14 protein-coding genes are annotated in these 17,220 nt (G+C 72.6%); 3 read left to right on the top strand and 11 right to left on the bottom strand.

The genetic code is table 11. From position 1 onward, the window contains the following. Positions 1-12: 12 nt before the first annotated feature. On the bottom strand, positions 13-675 hold the full coding sequence (locus QOZ89_RS01690; protein WP_312622783.1) for an MBL fold metallo-hydrolase: 663 nt from the start codon (positions 673-675) through the stop codon (positions 13-15). 57 nt (positions 676-732) lie between these two features. Continuing rightward, complete coding sequence (locus tag QOZ89_RS01685; RefSeq protein ID WP_071052339.1) at positions 733-1,740, bottom strand: glycosyltransferase family 2 protein; 1,008 nt, start codon at positions 1,738-1,740, stop codon at positions 733-735. Positions 1,741-2,512: 772 nt separating this feature from the next. On the opposite strand from QOZ89_RS01685, the gene uvrA reads away from it, so the two are divergent. Continuing rightward, positions 2,513-5,425 carry an excinuclease ABC subunit UvrA gene (uvrA, locus tag QOZ89_RS01680; RefSeq protein ID WP_071052338.1) on the top strand — a complete coding sequence of 971 codons (2,913 nt, stop codon included), beginning with the start codon at positions 2,513-2,515 and terminating at the stop codon, positions 5,423-5,425. A 370-nt stretch (positions 5,426-5,795) separates the two neighbouring features. Here the strand turns inward: uvrA and QOZ89_RS01675 are convergent, their stop codons facing one another. From QOZ89_RS01675 to coaE, 8 genes are all read right to left on the bottom strand, one after another. After that, entirely contained in the window at positions 5,796-6,602 is an 807-nt protein-coding gene (locus tag QOZ89_RS01675; protein WP_083419576.1) for an OmpA family protein, read from the bottom strand. A gap of 473 nt (positions 6,603-7,075) precedes the next feature. Beyond that, on the bottom strand, positions 7,076-7,555 hold the full coding sequence (locus tag QOZ89_RS01670) for an STAS domain-containing protein (RefSeq protein WP_071052337.1): 480 nt from the start codon (positions 7,553-7,555) through the stop codon (positions 7,076-7,078). Positions 7,556-7,738: 183 nt separating this feature from the next. Then, a complete protein-coding gene (locus QOZ89_RS01665) occupies positions 7,739-8,953 on the bottom strand; it encodes an RtcB family protein (RefSeq protein ID WP_071052336.1) in 1,215 nt (404 codons plus the stop codon). A 327-nt stretch (positions 8,954-9,280) separates the two neighbouring features. After that, positions 9,281-9,631 carry a GlsB/YeaQ/YmgE family stress response membrane protein gene (locus QOZ89_RS01660; protein WP_071052335.1) on the bottom strand — a complete coding sequence of 117 codons (351 nt, stop codon included), beginning with the start codon at positions 9,629-9,631 and terminating at the stop codon, positions 9,281-9,283. Positions 9,632-10,179: 548 nt separating this feature from the next. After that, a complete protein-coding gene (locus QOZ89_RS01655) occupies positions 10,180-10,491 on the bottom strand; it encodes a protealysin inhibitor emfourin (RefSeq protein ID WP_071052334.1) in 312 nt (103 codons plus the stop codon). Positions 10,492-10,630: 139 nt separating this feature from the next. Further along, positions 10,631-11,710: a M4 family metallopeptidase gene (locus QOZ89_RS01650; RefSeq protein ID WP_071052333.1), complete on the bottom strand. Its 1,080-nt coding sequence runs from the start codon at positions 11,708-11,710 to the stop codon at positions 10,631-10,633. 217 nt (positions 11,711-11,927) lie between these two features. Continuing rightward, positions 11,928-12,680, bottom strand: coding sequence for a class I SAM-dependent methyltransferase (locus tag QOZ89_RS01645; RefSeq protein ID WP_312622782.1), 753 nt, complete (start codon positions 12,678-12,680; stop codon positions 11,928-11,930). A gap of 67 nt (positions 12,681-12,747) precedes the next feature. Then, a complete protein-coding gene (gene coaE / locus QOZ89_RS01640) occupies positions 12,748-13,341 on the bottom strand; it encodes a dephospho-CoA kinase (RefSeq protein ID WP_071052365.1) in 594 nt (197 codons plus the stop codon). 84 nt (positions 13,342-13,425) lie between these two features. Between coaE and QOZ89_RS01635 the strand changes: the two genes are divergently transcribed. Continuing rightward, positions 13,426-14,142, top strand: coding sequence for a hypothetical protein (locus QOZ89_RS01635; protein WP_083419575.1), 717 nt, complete (start codon positions 13,426-13,428; stop codon positions 14,140-14,142). 136 nt (positions 14,143-14,278) lie between these two features. Here the strand turns inward: QOZ89_RS01635 and QOZ89_RS01630 are convergent, their stop codons facing one another. Beyond that, positions 14,279-15,346 carry a TerC family protein gene (locus QOZ89_RS01630; RefSeq protein WP_083419574.1) on the bottom strand — a complete coding sequence of 356 codons (1,068 nt, stop codon included), beginning with the start codon at positions 15,344-15,346 and terminating at the stop codon, positions 14,279-14,281. A gap of 296 nt (positions 15,347-15,642) precedes the next feature. On the opposite strand from QOZ89_RS01630, the gene QOZ89_RS01625 reads away from it, so the two are divergent. Beyond that, entirely contained in the window at positions 15,643-17,046 is a 1,404-nt protein-coding gene (locus QOZ89_RS01625; protein ID WP_312622781.1) for a PucR family transcriptional regulator, read from the top strand. Positions 17,047-17,220 lie beyond the last annotated feature (174 nt).

Below are 17,220 nucleotides of genomic sequence, written 5' to 3'. Positions count from 1 at the left end.
AATCCCGGGGCGCTACCAGCCGCGGGCGCGCCACTCGGCCAGCTGTGGGCGCTCGCGGCCGAGGGTGCTGTCCTTGCCGTGGCCCGGGTAGATCCAGGTGGTGTCCGGCAACGGCCCGAACACCTTGGCCTCCAGGCCGTCCATCAGGCTCTTGAACTCGCCCGGCTTAGTTGTCCGGCCAGGTCCCCCCGGGAAGAGGCAGTCGCCCGTGAAGAGGTGCGGGGCGGCCGGGTCGGCGTCGTGGAGCAGGGCGATCGAGCCAGGGGTGTGGCCGACCAGGTGGATCGCCCGCAGGGTGACCTCGCCGACCCGGACCGCCTCGCCGTCGCGCAGCAGCGCCGCGGTGGGCACCGGGATCGCGGGCGCGTCGTCCGGGTGGGCGACGGTGCTCGCGCCGGTGGCCGCGACGATGTCGGAGAGCGCCTGGATGTGGTCGGCGTGGCGGTGCGTGGTCACCACGGTGGCCAGGCCCTCGTCGCCGATCACGCGCAGCAGGGTGTCCGGCTCGTTGGCCGCGTCGATGAGCAGCTGCTCGCCGGTCGCGGTGCAGCGCAGCAGGTAGCAGTTGTTGTCGAACGGGCCGACCGCGACCTTGGTGACCGTCAGGCCGGGCAGCTCCCGGACGTCCGCCGGCCCGCCCACCGTGACATCGCCCGTGTACCCGCGCACGCTCATCGTTCCTCCAGCACTGCCACCGGCGGCCCGCGGCCGCGCCCGATGTTTCCGGCGTCGTCATTCTCTCCGAGGGCCGCCAAAGCCCGCCGGGCGCGGCGGGATGTCGTCGAGGCCGGCGAGCGCGATCCGGGTCCTGGTAGGAACCGCGTGCCAGCGCGACCGGGCGGCGGGCTCCCGCCCGGGCAGCGTGGCCGCCTGGAGCAGGCCGGCGAGGATCCAGGCGGACCTTCTGGCGTCGGGCCACCGGCCTAGGACCGCCTTGCGGCCGGTCAACAGGGCGAGCTGCGCCGCGTGGACGGGCAGCCAGCCGCGGCCGATGGTCTCGCGGTGGCGCAGGGCGTAGGCCACGGCCGCCCGGCCGAGCTCGCGCTGGAGCTCCGCGTCCCGGCCCGCGGTGCCACCGCCGGTGTGGAGTACCGGCCAGGCATCGCCGCACCAGTCGATCCGCCCGCCGGTTGCGAGCAGCCGGGCGAACAGGTCCGTCTCCTCGTAGTACAGCCAGAAGGATGGGTCGAAGCCGCCGATCCGCAGGAACGCGGACCCGCGAATCGCGAAGAACGCCCCGACCGGGTACCGCAGCGCCGGCCAGCGCACCACCGCTGCGGCCTCCCCGCGCAGCGCGGTGAAGGCGCTGGTGCCGATGGTCGGCAGCACCGCGGTCGACCGCCCCGGGCCGCCGTCGTCCGTGCGGATCGCGAACCCGAGGACGTCGACGTCGGCGGGCGCCTGGGCCAGGAGCTTCGGCAGCATCTCCTGGGTGTCAGGGGGAATGGTGACGTCGCTGTTGACGACCAGCAGCCAGTCCGGAATGCCGCCGGATGAGCCGTCGCCCGGCGGCGGGGCCGCCAGGGCACGCTTGACGGCGAGGTTCACCGCCGCGCCGTAGCCGATGTTGCCGTGCTCGGCGTACACCCGCACGCCATCGGGCACGGTGCCGTGCTGCCCGCCGAGCTTGTTCTCGACGAGCGCGACCTGGCAGCCCGCCATGCCGGCGAGCGCGCTGAGTAGTCCATTCAGGTGGGGCGAGCCGCCGTAGGAGACGACGACCGCGAGCAGGCTGTGCAATATTCCGCCCTCCTGGGCGCGGGCCAGCCGCTATTCGTCGTGATTTCTGCGACCAGCGTTCCTGACGACCGGACCCACCGTAACCACCCGGGACGGGCACGCGCGGAAATTCTTTCCGGCGAGTCGGGGAAACAGTATGACGCCGGTCACGTCGTACCAACTGGCTATCTCATCCCAAGTTTCGTTCCGACCAGATGAAGCATAGGCAGCATACGGATCCGAATCGTGGCCGGAGGGGCGAAAAGACTCATTGTGTCCACCCTGGAATCGCTAAGCCGATCACGGAGATCCCACTCCACCCGGGCCGCGGACGGGGTGGTGGAGCGGAGCTCGACCCACCGCGGCCGGAGGCCGTCCTCGGCGCGACGAGGGCATGCGGGGGTCGAAACGCCGCCCGTCCCGCTCCGCGTCCGCCGCCCGCCGGGCTCGCACCCGGTCCGCACCGGTCCGCACCGGCTCGGATGGTGGCCCCGGCGTGGCCCCTCCGCGGACACTCTCATACCGGCCGCTAGTATCGAACGGACGTTCGGGAAGGCGTCCCGCGTCCGAGAAGTGTCGTATCCCATCCGTACGCTGGGAGTGCCTTTGCTCGGGTCCGGGTTGTCCGTACCGAGGTGAGCACCGGGCAAGGAGCATCGCCGGGCCAGGACCACGGGTCTGAACCCGCGGTCGGCGTTCCGGGTGCCGTGGTGCTGTCCCTCGGCCTCAGGACGCGATGCCGGGTCTGGCGCGGGTGGGGCCGACGAAGCCGAGAAGACGTGAGGGAACGCGGATGACGGATCGTCTCGTCGTGCGGGGTGCGCGCGAACACAACCTGCGTGACGTCGACCTCGATCTTCCCCGCGAAGGGCTGATCGTCTTCACCGGGCTGTCCGGCTCGGGGAAGTCCAGCCTGGCGTTCGACACGATCTTCGCCGAGGGCCAGCGGCGCTACGTCGAGTCGCTGTCGGCCTACGCCCGCCAGTTCCTCGGGCAGATGGACAAGCCGGACGTCGACTTCATCGAGGGCCTGTCGCCGGCCGTCTCGATCGACCAGAAGTCGACCTCCCGCAACCCGCGCTCGACGGTCGGCACCATCACCGAGGTCTATGACTACCTGCGGCTGCTGTTCGCCCGGGCCGGCCGCCCGCACTGCCCGAAGTGCGGCCGGCCGATCGCGAGGCAGACCCCGCAGCAGATCGTCGACCGGCTGATGGAGCTCCCCGAGGGCACCCGTTTCCAGGTGCTCGCCCCCGTGATCCGCGGGCGCAAGGGCGAGTACGTCGACCTGTTCGCCGAGCTGCAAGGCTCCGGCTTCGCCCGCGCCCGGGTGAACGGCAAGGTCATCCCGCTGACCGACCCGCCGAAGCTGGAGAAGCAGAAGAAGCACACGATCGAGGTCGTCGTCGACCGGCTCGCGATCAAGGAGTCCGCCAAGCGACGGCTCACCGACTCGGTCGAGACGGCGCTGCGCCTCGGCAACGGCCTGGTGCTGCTCGACTTCGTCGACCGGGACCCACAGGACGAGGACCGCGAGCGGATGTACTCCGAGCACCTGGCCTGCCTCTACGACGACCTGTCGTTCGAGGAGCTCGAGCCGCGCTCGTTCTCGTTCAACACTCCCTACGGGGCCTGCCCCGAGTGCACCGGCCTCGGCACCCGCAAGGAGGTCGACCCGGAGCTCGTCATCGCCGACCCGACGCTGTCGCTCGCCGGCGGCGCGATCGGCCCCTGGGCCGGCGGGCACAACAAGGAGTACTTCGAACGGCTGCTGTCCGCGCTGGCCGAGGACCTCCACTTCTCGATGGACACCCCGTGGGAGGCGCTGCCCGACCGGGCCCGCCGGGCGGTGCTACACGGCAGCGGCGACACCGAGATCCACGTCGGCTACACCAACCGCTACGGCCGCAAGCGCTCGTACTACACGAGCTTCGAGGGCGTCATCCCGTTCCTGGAACGCCGCCTGCGCGAGGCCGAGTCGGACACGAGCCGCGAGCGCTACGAGGGCTACATGCGCGACGTGCCGTGCCCGTCGTGCCGCGGTGCCCGGCTCAAGCCCGAGTCGCTCGCGGTCACGGTGGGCGGCCGTTCGATCGCCGAGGTCTCGGGGATGTCAATCGGCGAGTGCGCCGAGTTCCTCAAGGACCTCGACCTGACCGAGCGGGAGCGCTCGATCGGCGGCCGGGTGCTGAAGGAGATCGACGCGCGGCTCGCGTTCCTGCTCGACGTCGGCCTCGACTACCTCTCCCTCGACCGCGCGGCCGGCACCCTCGCCGGCGGCGAGGCGCAGCGGATCCGGCTGGCGACGCAGATCGGCTCCGGCCTCGTCGGCGTGCTCTACGTCCTGGACGAGCCGTCGATCGGGCTGCACCAGCGTGACAACCGCCGGCTCATCAGGACGCTGGTGCGGCTGCGCGACCTGGGCAACACGCTGATCGTCGTCGAGCACGACGAGGACACCATCCTCGCCTCCGACTGGGTCGTCGACATCGGCCCGGGCGCCGGCGAGCACGGCGGCCGGATCGTCGTGTCGGGAACCGTCGCCGACCTCCTCGCCAGCGAGGAGTCGCTGACCGGCGCGTACCTGGCCGGCCGGCGGTCCATCGCCGTCCCGGCGGTGCGCCGCCCGCAGACAAAGGGCCGGACGCTCACGGTCCACGGCGCCCGCGAGCACAACCTGCGCGACGTCACCGTCTCGTTCCCGCTCGGCTGCCTGGTCGCCGTCACCGGCGTCTCCGGGTCCGGCAAGTCGACCCTGGTCAACGACATCCTGGCCGCGGTGCTGGCGAACAAGCTCAACGGCGCCCGCGAGGTCCCCGGCCGGCACCGCACCGTGTCCGGCCTCGACCACCTTGACAAGGCCGTCCGCGTCGACCAGTCGCCGATCGGGCGGACCCCGCGCTCCAACCCGGCGACCTACACCGGCGTGTTCGACCACATCCGGCGACTGTTCGCCGAGACCACCGAGGCGAAGGTCCGCGGCTACCTGCCCGGCCGGTTCTCGTTCAACGTCAAGGGCGGCCGCTGCGAGGCGTGCTCCGGCGACGGCACGATCAAGATCGAGATGAACTTCCTGCCGGACGTGTACGTCCCCTGCGAGGTGTGCGCCGGCGCCCGGTACAACCGGGAGACCCTCGAGGTCCACTACAAGGGCAGGAGCATCGCCGAGGTCCTCGACATGCCGATCGAGGAGGCCGCCGAGTTCTTCGCCGCCGTCCCGGCGATCGCCCGCCATCTGCGCACGCTCAACGACGTCGGCCTCGGCTATGTCCGGCTCGGCCAGTCGGCGCCGACGCTGTCCGGCGGCGAGGCGCAGCGGGTCAAGCTCGCCTCCGAGCTGCAGCGCCGCTCCACCGGGCGCACCGTCTACGTCCTCGACGAGCCGACCACCGGCCTGCACTTCGAGGACATCCGCAAGCTGCTCGGCGTGCTCGGCCGCCTCGTCGACGCCGGCAACACCGTCATCGTCATCGAGCACAACCTCGACGTCATCAAGACGGCGGACTGGATCATCGACATGGGTCCCGAGGGCGGCACCGGCGGCGGCCGGGTCGTCGCCGAGGGCACCCCGGAGACGGTCGCCGCGAACGCGGCCAGCCACACCGGCGTCTTCCTCAACGAGATCTTCGCCGGCCGCGCCGAGAAATCCGCTACCGCAGACGCCGCCCAGCTCACGGCCGTCATCGGCGCCACCAGCGCCGCTTAACACCGCAACCATTCAGCGCGACCCAGGCCAAGCCAGGTGACGGCGCCGCTAGCGCGGCGTCAGCCCAGCCACGTCCTCGGCCCGGCACCACACCGACCCGGCTATACGCCAGCATCCGGTACCACGCCCGGAGGGCGCTCCGCGCCCGACCGGCGACGCGGCGAGCGGTCGCGCCGCAACCATTCAGCGCGACCCAGGCCAAGCCAGGTGACGGCGCCGCTAGCGCGGCGTCAGCCCAGCCACGTCCTCGGCCCGGCACCACACCGACCCGGCTATACGCCAGCATCCGGTACCACGCCCGGAGGGCGCTCCGCGCCCGACCGGCGACGCGGCGAGCGGTCGCGCCAGCGACCTTCGAGCCAGCGTCGCCCTACTTGGGCAGGTGGACGACGAGTTCGACGCGGCGGTTGAAGCGCTGGGCCGCGGGGTTGGGGGAGCCGTCCGGGTTGGTCTCCAGGACCAGCGGGTGCGTGCTGCCGAGCCCGACCGACGTGACCGAGGCGGCCTGGACCCCGTGGTCGGTGAAGTAGCGCTGGACGGTCGCCGCCCGGCGTTCCGACAGGGGCTGGTTGACGCTCGCCGAGCCGGTCGCGTCGGTGTGGCCGCGCACCTGGATGTCGCCGCCGGCGTAGTGCGCGTTGATCAGCCTGATGGTCGCGTCCATCGTGTCCGTGCTGCCGATGACGTCACTGCCGGTCTCGAACAGGCCGTCACTGTTGAAGATCAGGATGAAGACCTCGCGGCCGGCATCGTCGACGGCCTGGAGGTTCTCGCCCGAGATGCCGCTGAGGTCGACGTCGTCGGGCCCGGGCAGGCGGTAGAGCGAGTCCGGCACCAGCGTGGTCCCGTCCTCCGGGGTGTGGGCGTACCCGCTGAAGTCCCCGCAGGGGATGCGCAGCACCAGCCCGCCGCCGAAGTCCTGGGTGCCGCACGTGGGGTCGGGGGTGCCGTCATCGTTGAGGTCGAACACGCCCGGTTGCGCTCCCGGCGGCAACGACGCGTCCGCGGACGGTTCTTCGGACGGCGGGGCCGGCGACAGCGCGGCTGTCGCGGCGGTGCTCGGCGCGCTCGGGGTGGACGTTTCCCCTGGCGACCCCGAGGAACCCCCGCAACCACCGGCGAACAGCAGTCCAGTCGCGACGGTCGCCAGCAACGGTATTGCGATCTTTCGCTTCATCCCGTTCCTCCCCCAAACAGCACGATGAGGAGAAGTTAGGCGGAGTCAGTCCCCTGAGCATCGCCATGCCGGGTAGCTGACAGAGCGGAGCGCACCTTCGGGCCCCCGGCCGCCGCACTGTCCGCGGCGAGCGACTGTCCGTAAACTGAGTGCCCATGTCGGTGGTTGACCCGGAAAGGCTGGAAAGGCTGCTCGCGGCCGAGACCGCCCGATTCGTCGAAACCCATCCGGCCGCCGGAGCGGCGTACGAGCGGGCCCGCGGCTCACAGCTCGCCGGAGTCCCGATGAACTGGATGACCCGCTGGCCCGGCAGCTACCCGGTGGTGGTGTCGTCCGCGTCCGGGTGCCGGCTCACCGACGTCGACGGGCACAGCTATGTGGACTTCTGCCTCGACGACACCGGGGCGATGGCCGGCCACTGCCCGGCTCCGACCGTCGCCGCGGTCGCGGCGCAGGCGGCCTCGCCGTCCCGGCTACCCGGCGGGCACCGGGCCGGGGAGCACGCGCAGGCCCGGGGCGTCGTCCCAGCCGGTGACGATGAGCAGGCCGAGCAGCCAGGGCGCGGCGGCGTGCAGCACGAGGCGCCGCCCATCGCGGTTCAGGTTGCCCGCGGAGGCCACCAGCGCCCGCAGGCCGCCGACGTCGACGCGGCGCAGCCGCGCCAGGTCGACGCGGACGTCGCCGCGGCCGTGGTGGGCGACCTTCGCGAGCGTGCCGACGAGCGCCGGCAGTACCGAGACGTCGATGTCGCCGTCGATCGAGAGCATCGGTGGCTCGAAGGTGGCGGCGACGCGCATCGCGCCGGTCTGGATCTCCAGCCGCTCGGCGTCGAAGCTGTGGAAGGCGGACTGCGCCGGATCTGCCGGGCCTGCCGGCTCGGCGGGGCCGACGGGTCCCGCCGGGCTCGCGAGGCCTGTGAGGTCGTCGTTTGGAACCGCTCTGACGTCGGGCACGCATGCCCTCCCTGTTCCACTGGGACCAGTGGCCACGGAGTGACACGCGGCCACTGGCCGGCCGGAACCGCCATGTGCCGGAACGTATTGTCCAACGAACAGGACCCACCGTAAGGTCCGTTCCGGTGAACGTCCTCCGTCCACGAGCCATGACCATGACGGTCGCGGCGGTCCCGTCCCGGTTCAGCCCTTGACGCAGAGGACGGCACGCAGCCGCGCGACCACCTCGACAAGATCGCCGCTGAAGCCGATGACCTCGTCGATGTCCTTGTAGGCGGCGGGGATCTCGTCAAGCACGCCGGGGTCGGTGCGGCATTCGACGCCGGCCGTCTGGGCGAGCAGGTCGTCGACGGTGAACGTCTTGCGCGCCTTGGACCGGCTCATCCGCCGCCCGGCGCCGTGCGGCGCGGACGCGAACGCCTCCGGGTTGCCCAGACCGCGGACGATGTACGAGCCGGTACCCATGGAGCCCGGGATGATGCCGTACTCGCCGGCCCGCGCCGAGATCGCGCCCTTGCGGGTTACCAGCACGTCGGCGCCGTAGTGGTGCTCCTCCGCGACGTAGTTGTGGTGGCAGTTGACGTTCGCGAAGGCCGCCTCGCCGGTGTGCGGGCCCTCGGCCGGCGGGCACGGGACCCGCAGCGACGGGAAGAAACCGCGCAGCGCGTCGGCGTAGAGCGCGAGCATGGTCTGCCGGTTGCGCCACGCGTACTCCTGCGCCCAGCGCAGGTCGTGGCGGTAGGCGGCCATCTCCGGCGTGCCCGCGAGGAACACCGCGAGGTCCCGGTCGGGCAGGCCGGTGTTGTGCGCCAGACCCTTGGCGACGCTGATGTGCGCGTCGGCGATCTCCTTGCCGATGTTGCGGGAGCCGGAGTGCAGCATCATCCAGACCGCGTCGTCGGCATCGAGGCACAGCTCGATGAAATGGTTACCCGACCCTAGGGTGCCGAGCTGCGTCATCGCCTTGCCCAGCAGGCCCGAGACCTTCGGGTGCAGGCCTGGGAAGGCATCCCAGAGGTCGGCGCTGCGGCGGACCCTGGTGGACACGGCGGCGTGATGGCGGTGCCCGACCGGGATGGCGGCCTCAATGGCGGACCGCACCGCGCCCAGGTCGTCCGGCAGGTCGGACGCGGTCAGGCTCGTGCGAAGCGCGGCCATCCCGCAGCCGATGTCGACGCCGACCGCGGCCGGGGAGACGGCTTCCCGCATCGCCACGACCGAGCCGACCGTCGCGCCCTTGCCCAGGTGCACGTCCGGCATGACCGCTACGTGGTGGTGGATGTAGGGAAGTGAGGCGATCGCGCGCAGCTGGTCCAGAGCGGCGCTCTCCACGCCCTCCGGCCGGGTCCACATCCAGATCGGCGCCCGCCCACCACCGAGCCGGGCCACGGGGCTCATGACTGTTGCTCCTGCTTCCATGCGGCGGGCAGGCGTTCCGCTCGCGGGCCGTCCGTCCGCGCGTTGTCGTCGCCGGGAAGCCTGCCCGGCTCAGGTATGCGCGCCGGATCAGCATGCGGGACCGTCCGACAACGGACAAATCGTTTTCCGGCCGCGGCCGACCTGCCCCAACGCCCAGGCCGCTCAAGCCGTTCAGGCGACCCAAGCCGCCCAGTCCACGTTGACCCCGGCGACCGCCGGGCACCCGCGAGCATGCGTCCGCCGGCCGGGGCTCGGGCGCCCTCGGCCGGCGTGCGGGGAGAACCGGGCGTCGGACCCGGCTGGTGACTACCGCATGTCGATGTGCGAGCGGTCGCGGCTGTGGGAACGGCGGCCAGCACCGCCGAACAGTGACGGCCCGCCGCCGACGCCACCGCCCCCGGTGCGCCTGCGCAGGAAGAACGGGGAGGCCAGCGCGACGAGCCCACAGGCGACGCCGATCTGAAGAATATGGCGGATCCAGTCAATTCCGCCGGTGTGGCGTACCCCGATCGCGCCGGCGATGACATTACCGACAAGGGCGCCGATAATGCCCAGGCAGACGGTCGCCCACAGCGGGACGCTCCCCCGGCGCATCAGCGCGCGGGCGAGCAGGCCGACGATCGCCCCGCCGATCACGATCCACAGGATTTGGAACACGGCAGCCTCCGACGTGCTCGACGGTAAGGCCAGTGGAATACCCGGGACCTCGCCCCGGAAACGCTGGGCGAGAGGCGCGAAAGCCAAAAGGAATCTTCGCGAGAACCGGCCGCGCCCGCCCTGGGCCATTTCTCGAGGCCGTCGATCGTCAAACGGATGAGTTGGTCCCTGATGGCGGACCGAGACCCGGTCGGCGCAGGAACCGGGCGGCTTTTGACGGGGCTCCACCCGCCAGGTCACGGGAGTCCGATCGCATGCCCAGTCGACGATCTTCGACGCGCCGCGCGGGCGAGATGCCAGACTGATCGCGGGCCAGGTATGTACAAAGTGGACAAAATAGGGCATGGAGCGCCGGCCCGCATACCCACGCAGCGATCACGGTCTGGGCTCCGCGCGCCGGGCGCCGGTGATCGCGGGTGGGGTATTGGGAACAGGCGCGGGGGGCGGCGGACAGTGACCGCCGCGGGGCAGGAGAGGGCCTAGAGGGCCAAAGGGTGTGCGAAAATGATCTTCTTTCGCACACCCGGCGGCCGTTGTCCCCAGGATCACTAACGGGAGGCGGGCAGCAGCGGGGCCCGGGAGAGCAGCTGGACGAGGTCCCTGGCCTCGGCGGGAACCGGCTCCGCGAAGTGGTGCAACCCGCGGCGGCCACCCGCGTCGACCTCGACCGCGTAGGTGAACCGGTCGGGCCCGGTGGCCCCGACCGGCCCGGAGGCCGCCGGGAGCGCGGCGACGAGCGCCCGCAGGCGGTCCGCCTCCGCGGCCGGCAGATCATCGGTGTCCAGGCCGCGCCGGATCGTCCGGCCGGCGAACCCGCCGGATCGTTCCAGCACGACTCGCACCCGCTCGGCCCCAGCCATACGGCGATTGTCCTCCCCGCGCACACGACGGTTGAGCCTCCGGCCGCCGGAGGCCCGACGAGGTACCCGACCCGGAAGGGTCGCCAGCCCCGCGTGCCCCGGCGAAACCGGATGCGGGCTGTCAGATACTGACGCCGGCTCAGATCTTGACGCCGACCGCCCGCCAGGCGTCCCCGACGACCTTGGCGGCGTCGGCGTCGAAGAGCGTCCTGGCCTGGGTGACCGTCACGTTCGCGAACGCGACGAACGAGGCGTTCGAGCGCAGCTGCGGCGAGCGCAGCGTCTCGTACCAGATCTTGCCGGCCTTCTCCCAGGCGTGGCCGCCGAAGGTGACCGCGGCGTTGTAGAACGCCTTGTTCGGGATACCCGAGTTGGTGTGCACGCCGCCGTTGTCCGAGGTGGTGCGGACGTAGCCGGACATGTTCGCCGGCTGGTCGTCCTTGCCCAGGACCGGGTCGTCGAACGCGGTTCCCGGCGCCTTCATCGAACGCAGCGCCACCCCTTGCACGCCAGGGGCCAGCAGGCCCTCACCGATCAGCCAGTCGGCGTCCCCGGCCTTCTGGCCCAGCTTGTACTGCTTCACCAGGGACCCGAACACGTCGCTGACCGACTCGTTGAGCGCGCCCGCCTGGTTCAGGTAGGTGAGCCCCGCCTCGTCCTCGGTCACGCCATGCGTGAGCTCGTGGCCGATGACGTCAAGCGAGATCGTGAACCGGTTGAACAACTCGCCGTCGCCGTCGCCGAAGACCATCTGCTCGCCGTTCCAGAAGGCGTTGTCGTAGTGGTCGCCGTAGTGGACCGTCGCGAGCAGCGCGAGGCCCTCGTCGTCGATCGAGTCGCGGTGGAAGACCGTCGAGTAGAAGTCGAAGGTGGCGCCGAGCCCGTCGTAGGCCTCGTTCACGGCGACGTCGCCGACCGACGCCTGCCCCTCGGTGCGCACGGTCTTGCCGGGCAGTGTCTCGGTGCCCTGGGTGTCGGCGATCGTACGGCGCGCGGAGGGCGACGCCGGCACCGGACGCGGCCGGCGCCGCGGCAGCGCGGCCGCCACCTGCGCGTTGTGTACCCGGACCATGCGGTTGGTCGTGTCCAGCGAGAGGGTGCCCAGCGCCCAGTCGCGTTGTTCCTCGGTGCCGTTGCGGATGATCCGCTCAAGGATGTTCGGCGGGAGGGCGCAGGGCGTCTGCCGAGTGGTCGCGGTGCTGCGGGGCTCGAGGTGCACGTCGGCTCCCTTGTGGCGGTCTCAGGGCCGGGCGACACCTACGCGCCAGCCCAGCCCCCCGGATGGTGCGCAACGTGACCGACCTTTCCGCCTCCGGTGCGCCTTGTCCAGCCTTGGCACGCATCTCCGTCACGACACACCCTCCCCCGTGGGCCACGGCGTCCGCCCGGCCGCGGGGCCATCCTGGCCGCCTGAGGCGGCCGCCCCGGCGCCCGCCTCAGCCCGCGCGGCGGGCGGTGCCGGTCAGCCGGACGTAGTCGATGACCGGCTCGGGCAACCGTTCCGCGACGGCGTTGACCAACCCGGCGCGTTCGTCGACAGGCAGCCGGTCCAGGTCCGTCCCGAGGATGATCGTCTCCAGGAAGCGGCGGAGCGTGCCGGGGTCGTCGAGCCGGGTCGGGTCGGGGTCGAGCGAGGTCCTGACGCCGACGAAGCCCGCCGTGGTGAGCCGGGCCGCGGTCTCCTCGGCGGTCGCGAAGGGCCACACCGGCGGCCGGTCGGTGACGAGCTCGCCGAGCACCCGTTCGACGGTGGCTATGTTGCCGTGGCCCCCGCAATCGAAGACCAGCTGGCCGCCCGGGCGCAGGACGGCGGCGAGGTTCTTGAACAGCGCGTCGTGGTCGGGGATCCAGTGGAAGGTCGCGACGCTGAAGACGGCGTCGACCTGCTCATGCAGTGGCAGCGGCGTCGTCAGATCGGCGCGCAGCACCGTCAGGCGGTCACGCAGGTCCGGCCGGTCGGCCAGCCGCGCGAGCAGCGCGGCCAGCATCTTCTCGGACCCATCCAGCGCGATCACGCGGCCATCCGGCACCGCCTCCAGCAGCGCGACGGTGTCCCGACCAGTACCAGCACCCGCGTCCAGCACGGTCTCCGTGCCGCTCAGCTCCAGCCGAGCCAGCGTGCGCCGTCCCCACCGCTCGTGCGGGAGGGGCAGGCTGTCGTACGTCGTGGCGTCCCATTCGCGTGCCATATACGGACGCTACTTCTTTAGCCAATCTAAATACATGATCCTCATGTACTCATGACTCGGTCTTCGGTCACGGCTGGGCGTCGCGGCGGGCGACGAGGTCGTGCCACAGGGCGTCGACCTGAGCATGCAGGCCAGCCAGGGTGCCCGAGTTGTCGAGCAGGACGTCGGCGACGGCTCGTCGCGCCGCGTCGTCGGCCTGGGTGGCCATCCTGGCCTCGGCCTGGTCGCGGGGCAGCCCCCGGCCGGCCAGCCGCTCCAGCCGCAGCTCGCGCGGCGCCTCGACGACGACCACGAGGTCGTAGCCCTTCCCCATCCCGGCCTCGACCAGCAGCGGGATGTCGTGCACGACGACCGCGTCCGGCGGCGGGGCAGCGAACCGCCGGGCGGTCTCATCCCGGATCAGCGGGTGGGTGATGCCCTCGAGCCGCCGGCGCGCCGCCGGGTCGGCGAAGACGATCTGCCCGAGCGCCGCGCGGTCCAGGCTGCCGTCCGGGCGCAGGACACCCGGCCCGAACGCCTCGGCGACGGCCGTGAGCCCGGGGGTGCCGGGCGCGACCACATCCCTCGCGAGCTTGTCCGCGTCGACCACCACCGCGCCGTGCTCCGCCAGCCGGGCCGACACGGCGCTCTTGCCCGACCCGATTCCACCGGTAAGTCCCACCGTCAGCACGCCGCCGAGTCTGCCCTACCCACCAGCGGGGAGCACGGGGACGGGCGGAGGTCACCGGACGGGCATGCTGGACCGGTGGAGGAGCAGCCGGCACCGATCAGGACCCGGCCGGGCCCACCGCCGGCACCGGCGGCCCGGCCCGGTCCGCGGGCGGCCAGGGTGTGGGCGGCCAGGGTGTGGCCGGCCGTGCTGCTGGCCGTGCTCATCGGCGGCGGTGTGCTGGGGCTGGCGCTGTCCACCCGGCTGGCGTCGAGCGCGCCGCTGCTGCTCGTCGCGCTGCGTCCGACGCCGTCAATCCTGCTCCTGGTCGGTGGCTCCGCCCCGGTCCTGCCGACCCTGCTGATCGCGGTACCGCTGCGGGCGCTGGTCGACGTCGCCTACTTCGGCGTCGCCAGGGCGAACCTGCGCTCGCTGATGACGCTGCGTCCCGGCGGCCAGCGCCTCGCGAACGCCCTGTCGCGCCGCTCGACCGAGCGGGCCCTGCTGTACTTCTGCCTGGTCAACACCAATGCGGCCGTCGACGCGGCCCTAGGCGGCGGCGACGTCCCCTGGCGGCGCTTCCTGCGCTTCCTCATCCCGGGAACGGTCGTCTCGACGACGGCCTACCTGCTGGCGGCCCGCGCCGTCGCCCCCTGGGCCCGCGGCCTGGTCACCTGGCTGGACAGCCACGCCACCGAGGGCCTGCTGCTCCTGCTCGCCGTCGGCGCGCTGCGCCTGGCCGCCCAGGCCGTCCGGTCCCGGCTTCGCCGGCGTGCGGGCCGGCCCGGGGCGGCGCCCGGCGAGCCCGGATAACACGCGGCTCCGTCGGCACCGGCCCAGCGATTCGGGTGTCCGTACGCCTCGGTGCCCGGCACGTCGTGTGCCGGGCACCGGGGCGTTCCACGCCGGGGCGGGAGACCTCGTCGTCGTCTCGTCCCGGCGGCGTCTCCTAGCGGTCGGGCCGTGACGGGCCGCTCATGGCGTCGGCGTCCCGCGGCGCGGCGTGGTCCTCCGACGGAACCGAGGCGTCCTGGCCGCCCCCCGTGGCCGCACCCACCGCGGCCACGGGGGGCAGGTCCGCGGCGCCCGGGTCCTCCTCGTCGGAGTCGGCCGGCGGGGGCGTCACCAGCGACCAGATGACCGAGGCCACCAGCACCACGCCGATGACGCCGAGCGAGACGGCGATCGGGATGTGCACGAGGTCGGAAAGCAGCATCTTCGTCCCGATGAAGGCGAGGATGACCGCCAGGCCCGTGCCGAGGTGATGGAACCGGTCCAGCGCCCCGGAGAGCAGGAAGAACAGGGACCGCAGCCCGAGGATGGCCAGCGCGTTCGCCGTGTAGACGAGGAAGGTCTGATCGGTCACGCCCAGCGCCGCCGGCACCGAATCGAACGCGAACAGAACGTCAGCGGTCTCGACCGCGACCAGGACGGCGAGCAGCGGCGTCGCGACGAGCCGGCCGGCCCGGCGCAGCAGGAAGTGCTGGCCCTCGTACTGGTCGGTCACCGGGATGACGCGGCGCAGCAGCCGCACCGCTCGGCTCTGCCCCGGGTCGACGTTGACGCCGGAGTCCCGGACCATCTTCACCGCGGTGTAGACCAGGAACGCGCCGAACAGGTAGATCACGACGTGGAAGGCGTTCAGCAGCGCCATCCCGCCCGCGATGAAGGCGAACCGCAGCACCAGCGCGCCGAGCACCCCGTAGAACAGCACCCGGTGCTGGAACTCCCGCGGCACCCGGAAGTAACCGAAGATCAGGGCGAACACGAAGAGGTTGTCGACCGACAGGCTTTTCTCCAGCAGCCAGGCGGCGGTGTACTCGCCGGCCGCCTCCGGCCCCTGCCAGGCCCAGATGACGAAGGCGAACCCGATTCCCAGGCTCACCCAGAGGGCGCTCCACAGCGCCGCCTCGCGGAGCCTGATCACGTGAGCCCGCCGGTGCGCGAGCAGGTCGATGGCGAGAAGGGCGACAAGGGCGGCGACGAAGGCTGCCCAGGCCCAGAAGGGGACGTGCACGGTTGTGTCTCCTAGAGAGTCCGGGTAGTCGGCGGATGGATGCGGGTAGTGGACGGCGGATCCGGCCGTCGGGCCGGATCCGGCTCGCGATCCCGGTCCGCGCCGGGCTCCGTCGAGGCGTCAACCTGACCTGCTTCTAGTTGAACGTCTGGTTGCCTTCGAGGTCCCGGCAGCGCGTGACCGAAGAAGGTGGGGTTTGCTGGTTCCAGGTTGCCGAGAGTCGGCAAGAAGAAGAGCGGGCGGCGCTGGGCCTCACCCGCCCGCGTGGCCTTCGGGCCGGGAGCGGAGGACGACGGGTGTCGGTCGACGACGAGCTCATCGAGTCGGCGGGCCTGCCCGGGACCAGCCTGACCCGGCTGCCGCGCGCCGCGGTGCTCGCCGCCCAGGACGCCCGGCTGCCCGCCGGCCTGCTGGGCGACTACCTCCCGGCGCTCGCCTCGGCCGCCGAGACCGGCCGCCGGCTCACCCAGGCGGAACTGGACCGGTCCCGCGAGCTCGGCCAGGCCGCGGCCGAGTCAGGCGCGTCGCTGCGGGCGCTCGTCGACCTCTACCTGTCCGCGACCTGGCGGGCCTGGCCGTCGCTGCCCGCCGTCGGGGACACGACGCCGCGCCCGGGTGGGCCCGAGGCGCCGGGCGCGGCCGAGCGGACGCGCGCCGCCGCCGCGGCGGTGCTGCGGGCGAGCGACGACGCGGTCGCGGCGGTGTGCGAGGGCTACGAGGCGGCCCGCGCCGCCCGGGCCAGGGCCGAGGAGGCGCTGCGCCGGGAGCTCGTCGACGACCTGCTCACCGGCACCGCCACCGACCCGGGCCTCGTGCTCGAGCGGGCCGCGGCGTTCGGGCTGCGGCTGGAGGCTCCGCACCTCGTCCTGGTCGCCGCCGGGGAGCGCCGGTTCGTGGACGGGCGCGGGACCAGCCGCGCGGTCGACGCCGCGCTGGGGGTGATCTGCCCGACCCCGCCGCTCGTGGTGGCCAAGAGCGGGCAGTTGGTGTGCGTCGTCCCGCAGGAGGCCGAACCCGACGGCGCCGCCGGCGCCCTGGGGGAACCGGGCCAAGCCGGGCCGGGCCAAGCCGGGCCGGGCCGGGCCGCGATGCCCCAGCCGGACGGCCGGGGCGGCCCGGCGGGCGACGGAGGCGTCTCGGCGGCCGATCGGCGCGCCTCGGGCTTCACCCCGTTGCCCGCCGTCGCGGCCACCGCCGCCCCGGGCGCGCCGCGCGCGGTGGCGGCCGTCACGGCGGCGCTGGCCGGCGTGACGGGGTGGCGGGTGGGTGTGAGCAGGGCCCGCACCGGCGTGACGGGTGTTCGGATCGGGTTCGGCGAGGCGTCGGCGGCGGTCGAGCTCGCCGGCCGGCTGGGCCTGCACGGCCGCGCCCTCCACACCGACGACCTGCTCATCTACAAGGTGCTGCTGCGCGACCGGGAGCCGCTCACCGAACTGGTGGAGACCGTGCTCGGCCCCCTGCGGGGCGCCCGCGGCGGCGCCGGCCCGCTGCTGGACACCCTGGACGCCTACTTCGCCACCGGCGCGGTGGCGCTCGCCACCGCCCGCCGCCTGCACCTCTCGGTCCGCGCCCTCACCTACCGCCTGGCCCGCATCCACCAGCTCACCAGGCACGACCCAGCATCACCCGCGGACCGCTACGTCCTCCAGACAGCCCTAATCGGCGCCCGCCTCCTGGCCTGGGACCAGCCAGCGCCCTGAGGACGAAGACGAAAACGCCCCCGCCGGCAAAACCGGCGAGGGCGTTTTACGCCTAGCTAGACCCCAGAGTTACCCCTCGGGGGTGTCGGGGGGCGAAGCCCCCCGACCGTGGGGTCCGGGGCTCGGCCCCGGAGCAGCATCACGCGGGAGCCTGGGAGCACGCATCAGCGTGCG

The organism is Pseudofrankia coriaricola (assembly GCF_032027725.1).
In the GTDB taxonomy this organism is placed as follows: Bacteria; Actinomycetota; Actinomycetes; order Frankiales; family Frankiaceae; genus Pseudofrankia.
Note: the sequence above shows the minus strand (reverse complement) of the source record. Positions and strands in the feature narration are given on the sequence as shown.

Excerpts from the sequence above, each read along its gene's own strand:
- uvrA (WP_071052338.1), top strand. The coding sequence starts at position 2,513 with ATGACGGATCGTCTCGTCGTGCGGGGTGCGCGCGAACACAACCTGCGT.
- QOZ89_RS01675 (WP_083419576.1), bottom strand. The coding sequence starts at position 6,602 with ATGAAGCGAAAGATCGCAATACCGTTGCTGGCGACCGTCGCGACTGGA.
- QOZ89_RS01645 (WP_312622782.1), bottom strand. The coding sequence starts at position 12,680 with ATGGCACGCGAATGGGACGCCACGACGTACGACAGCCTGCCCCTCCCG.
- QOZ89_RS01665 (WP_071052336.1), bottom strand. The coding sequence starts at position 8,953 with ATGAGCCCCGTGGCCCGGCTCGGTGGTGGGCGGGCGCCGATCTGGATG.
- QOZ89_RS01655 (WP_071052334.1), bottom strand. The coding sequence starts at position 10,491 with ATGGCTGGGGCCGAGCGGGTGCGAGTCGTGCTGGAACGATCCGGCGGG.
- QOZ89_RS01690 (WP_312622783.1), bottom strand. The coding sequence starts at position 675 with ATGAGCGTGCGCGGGTACACGGGCGATGTCACGGTGGGCGGGCCGGCG.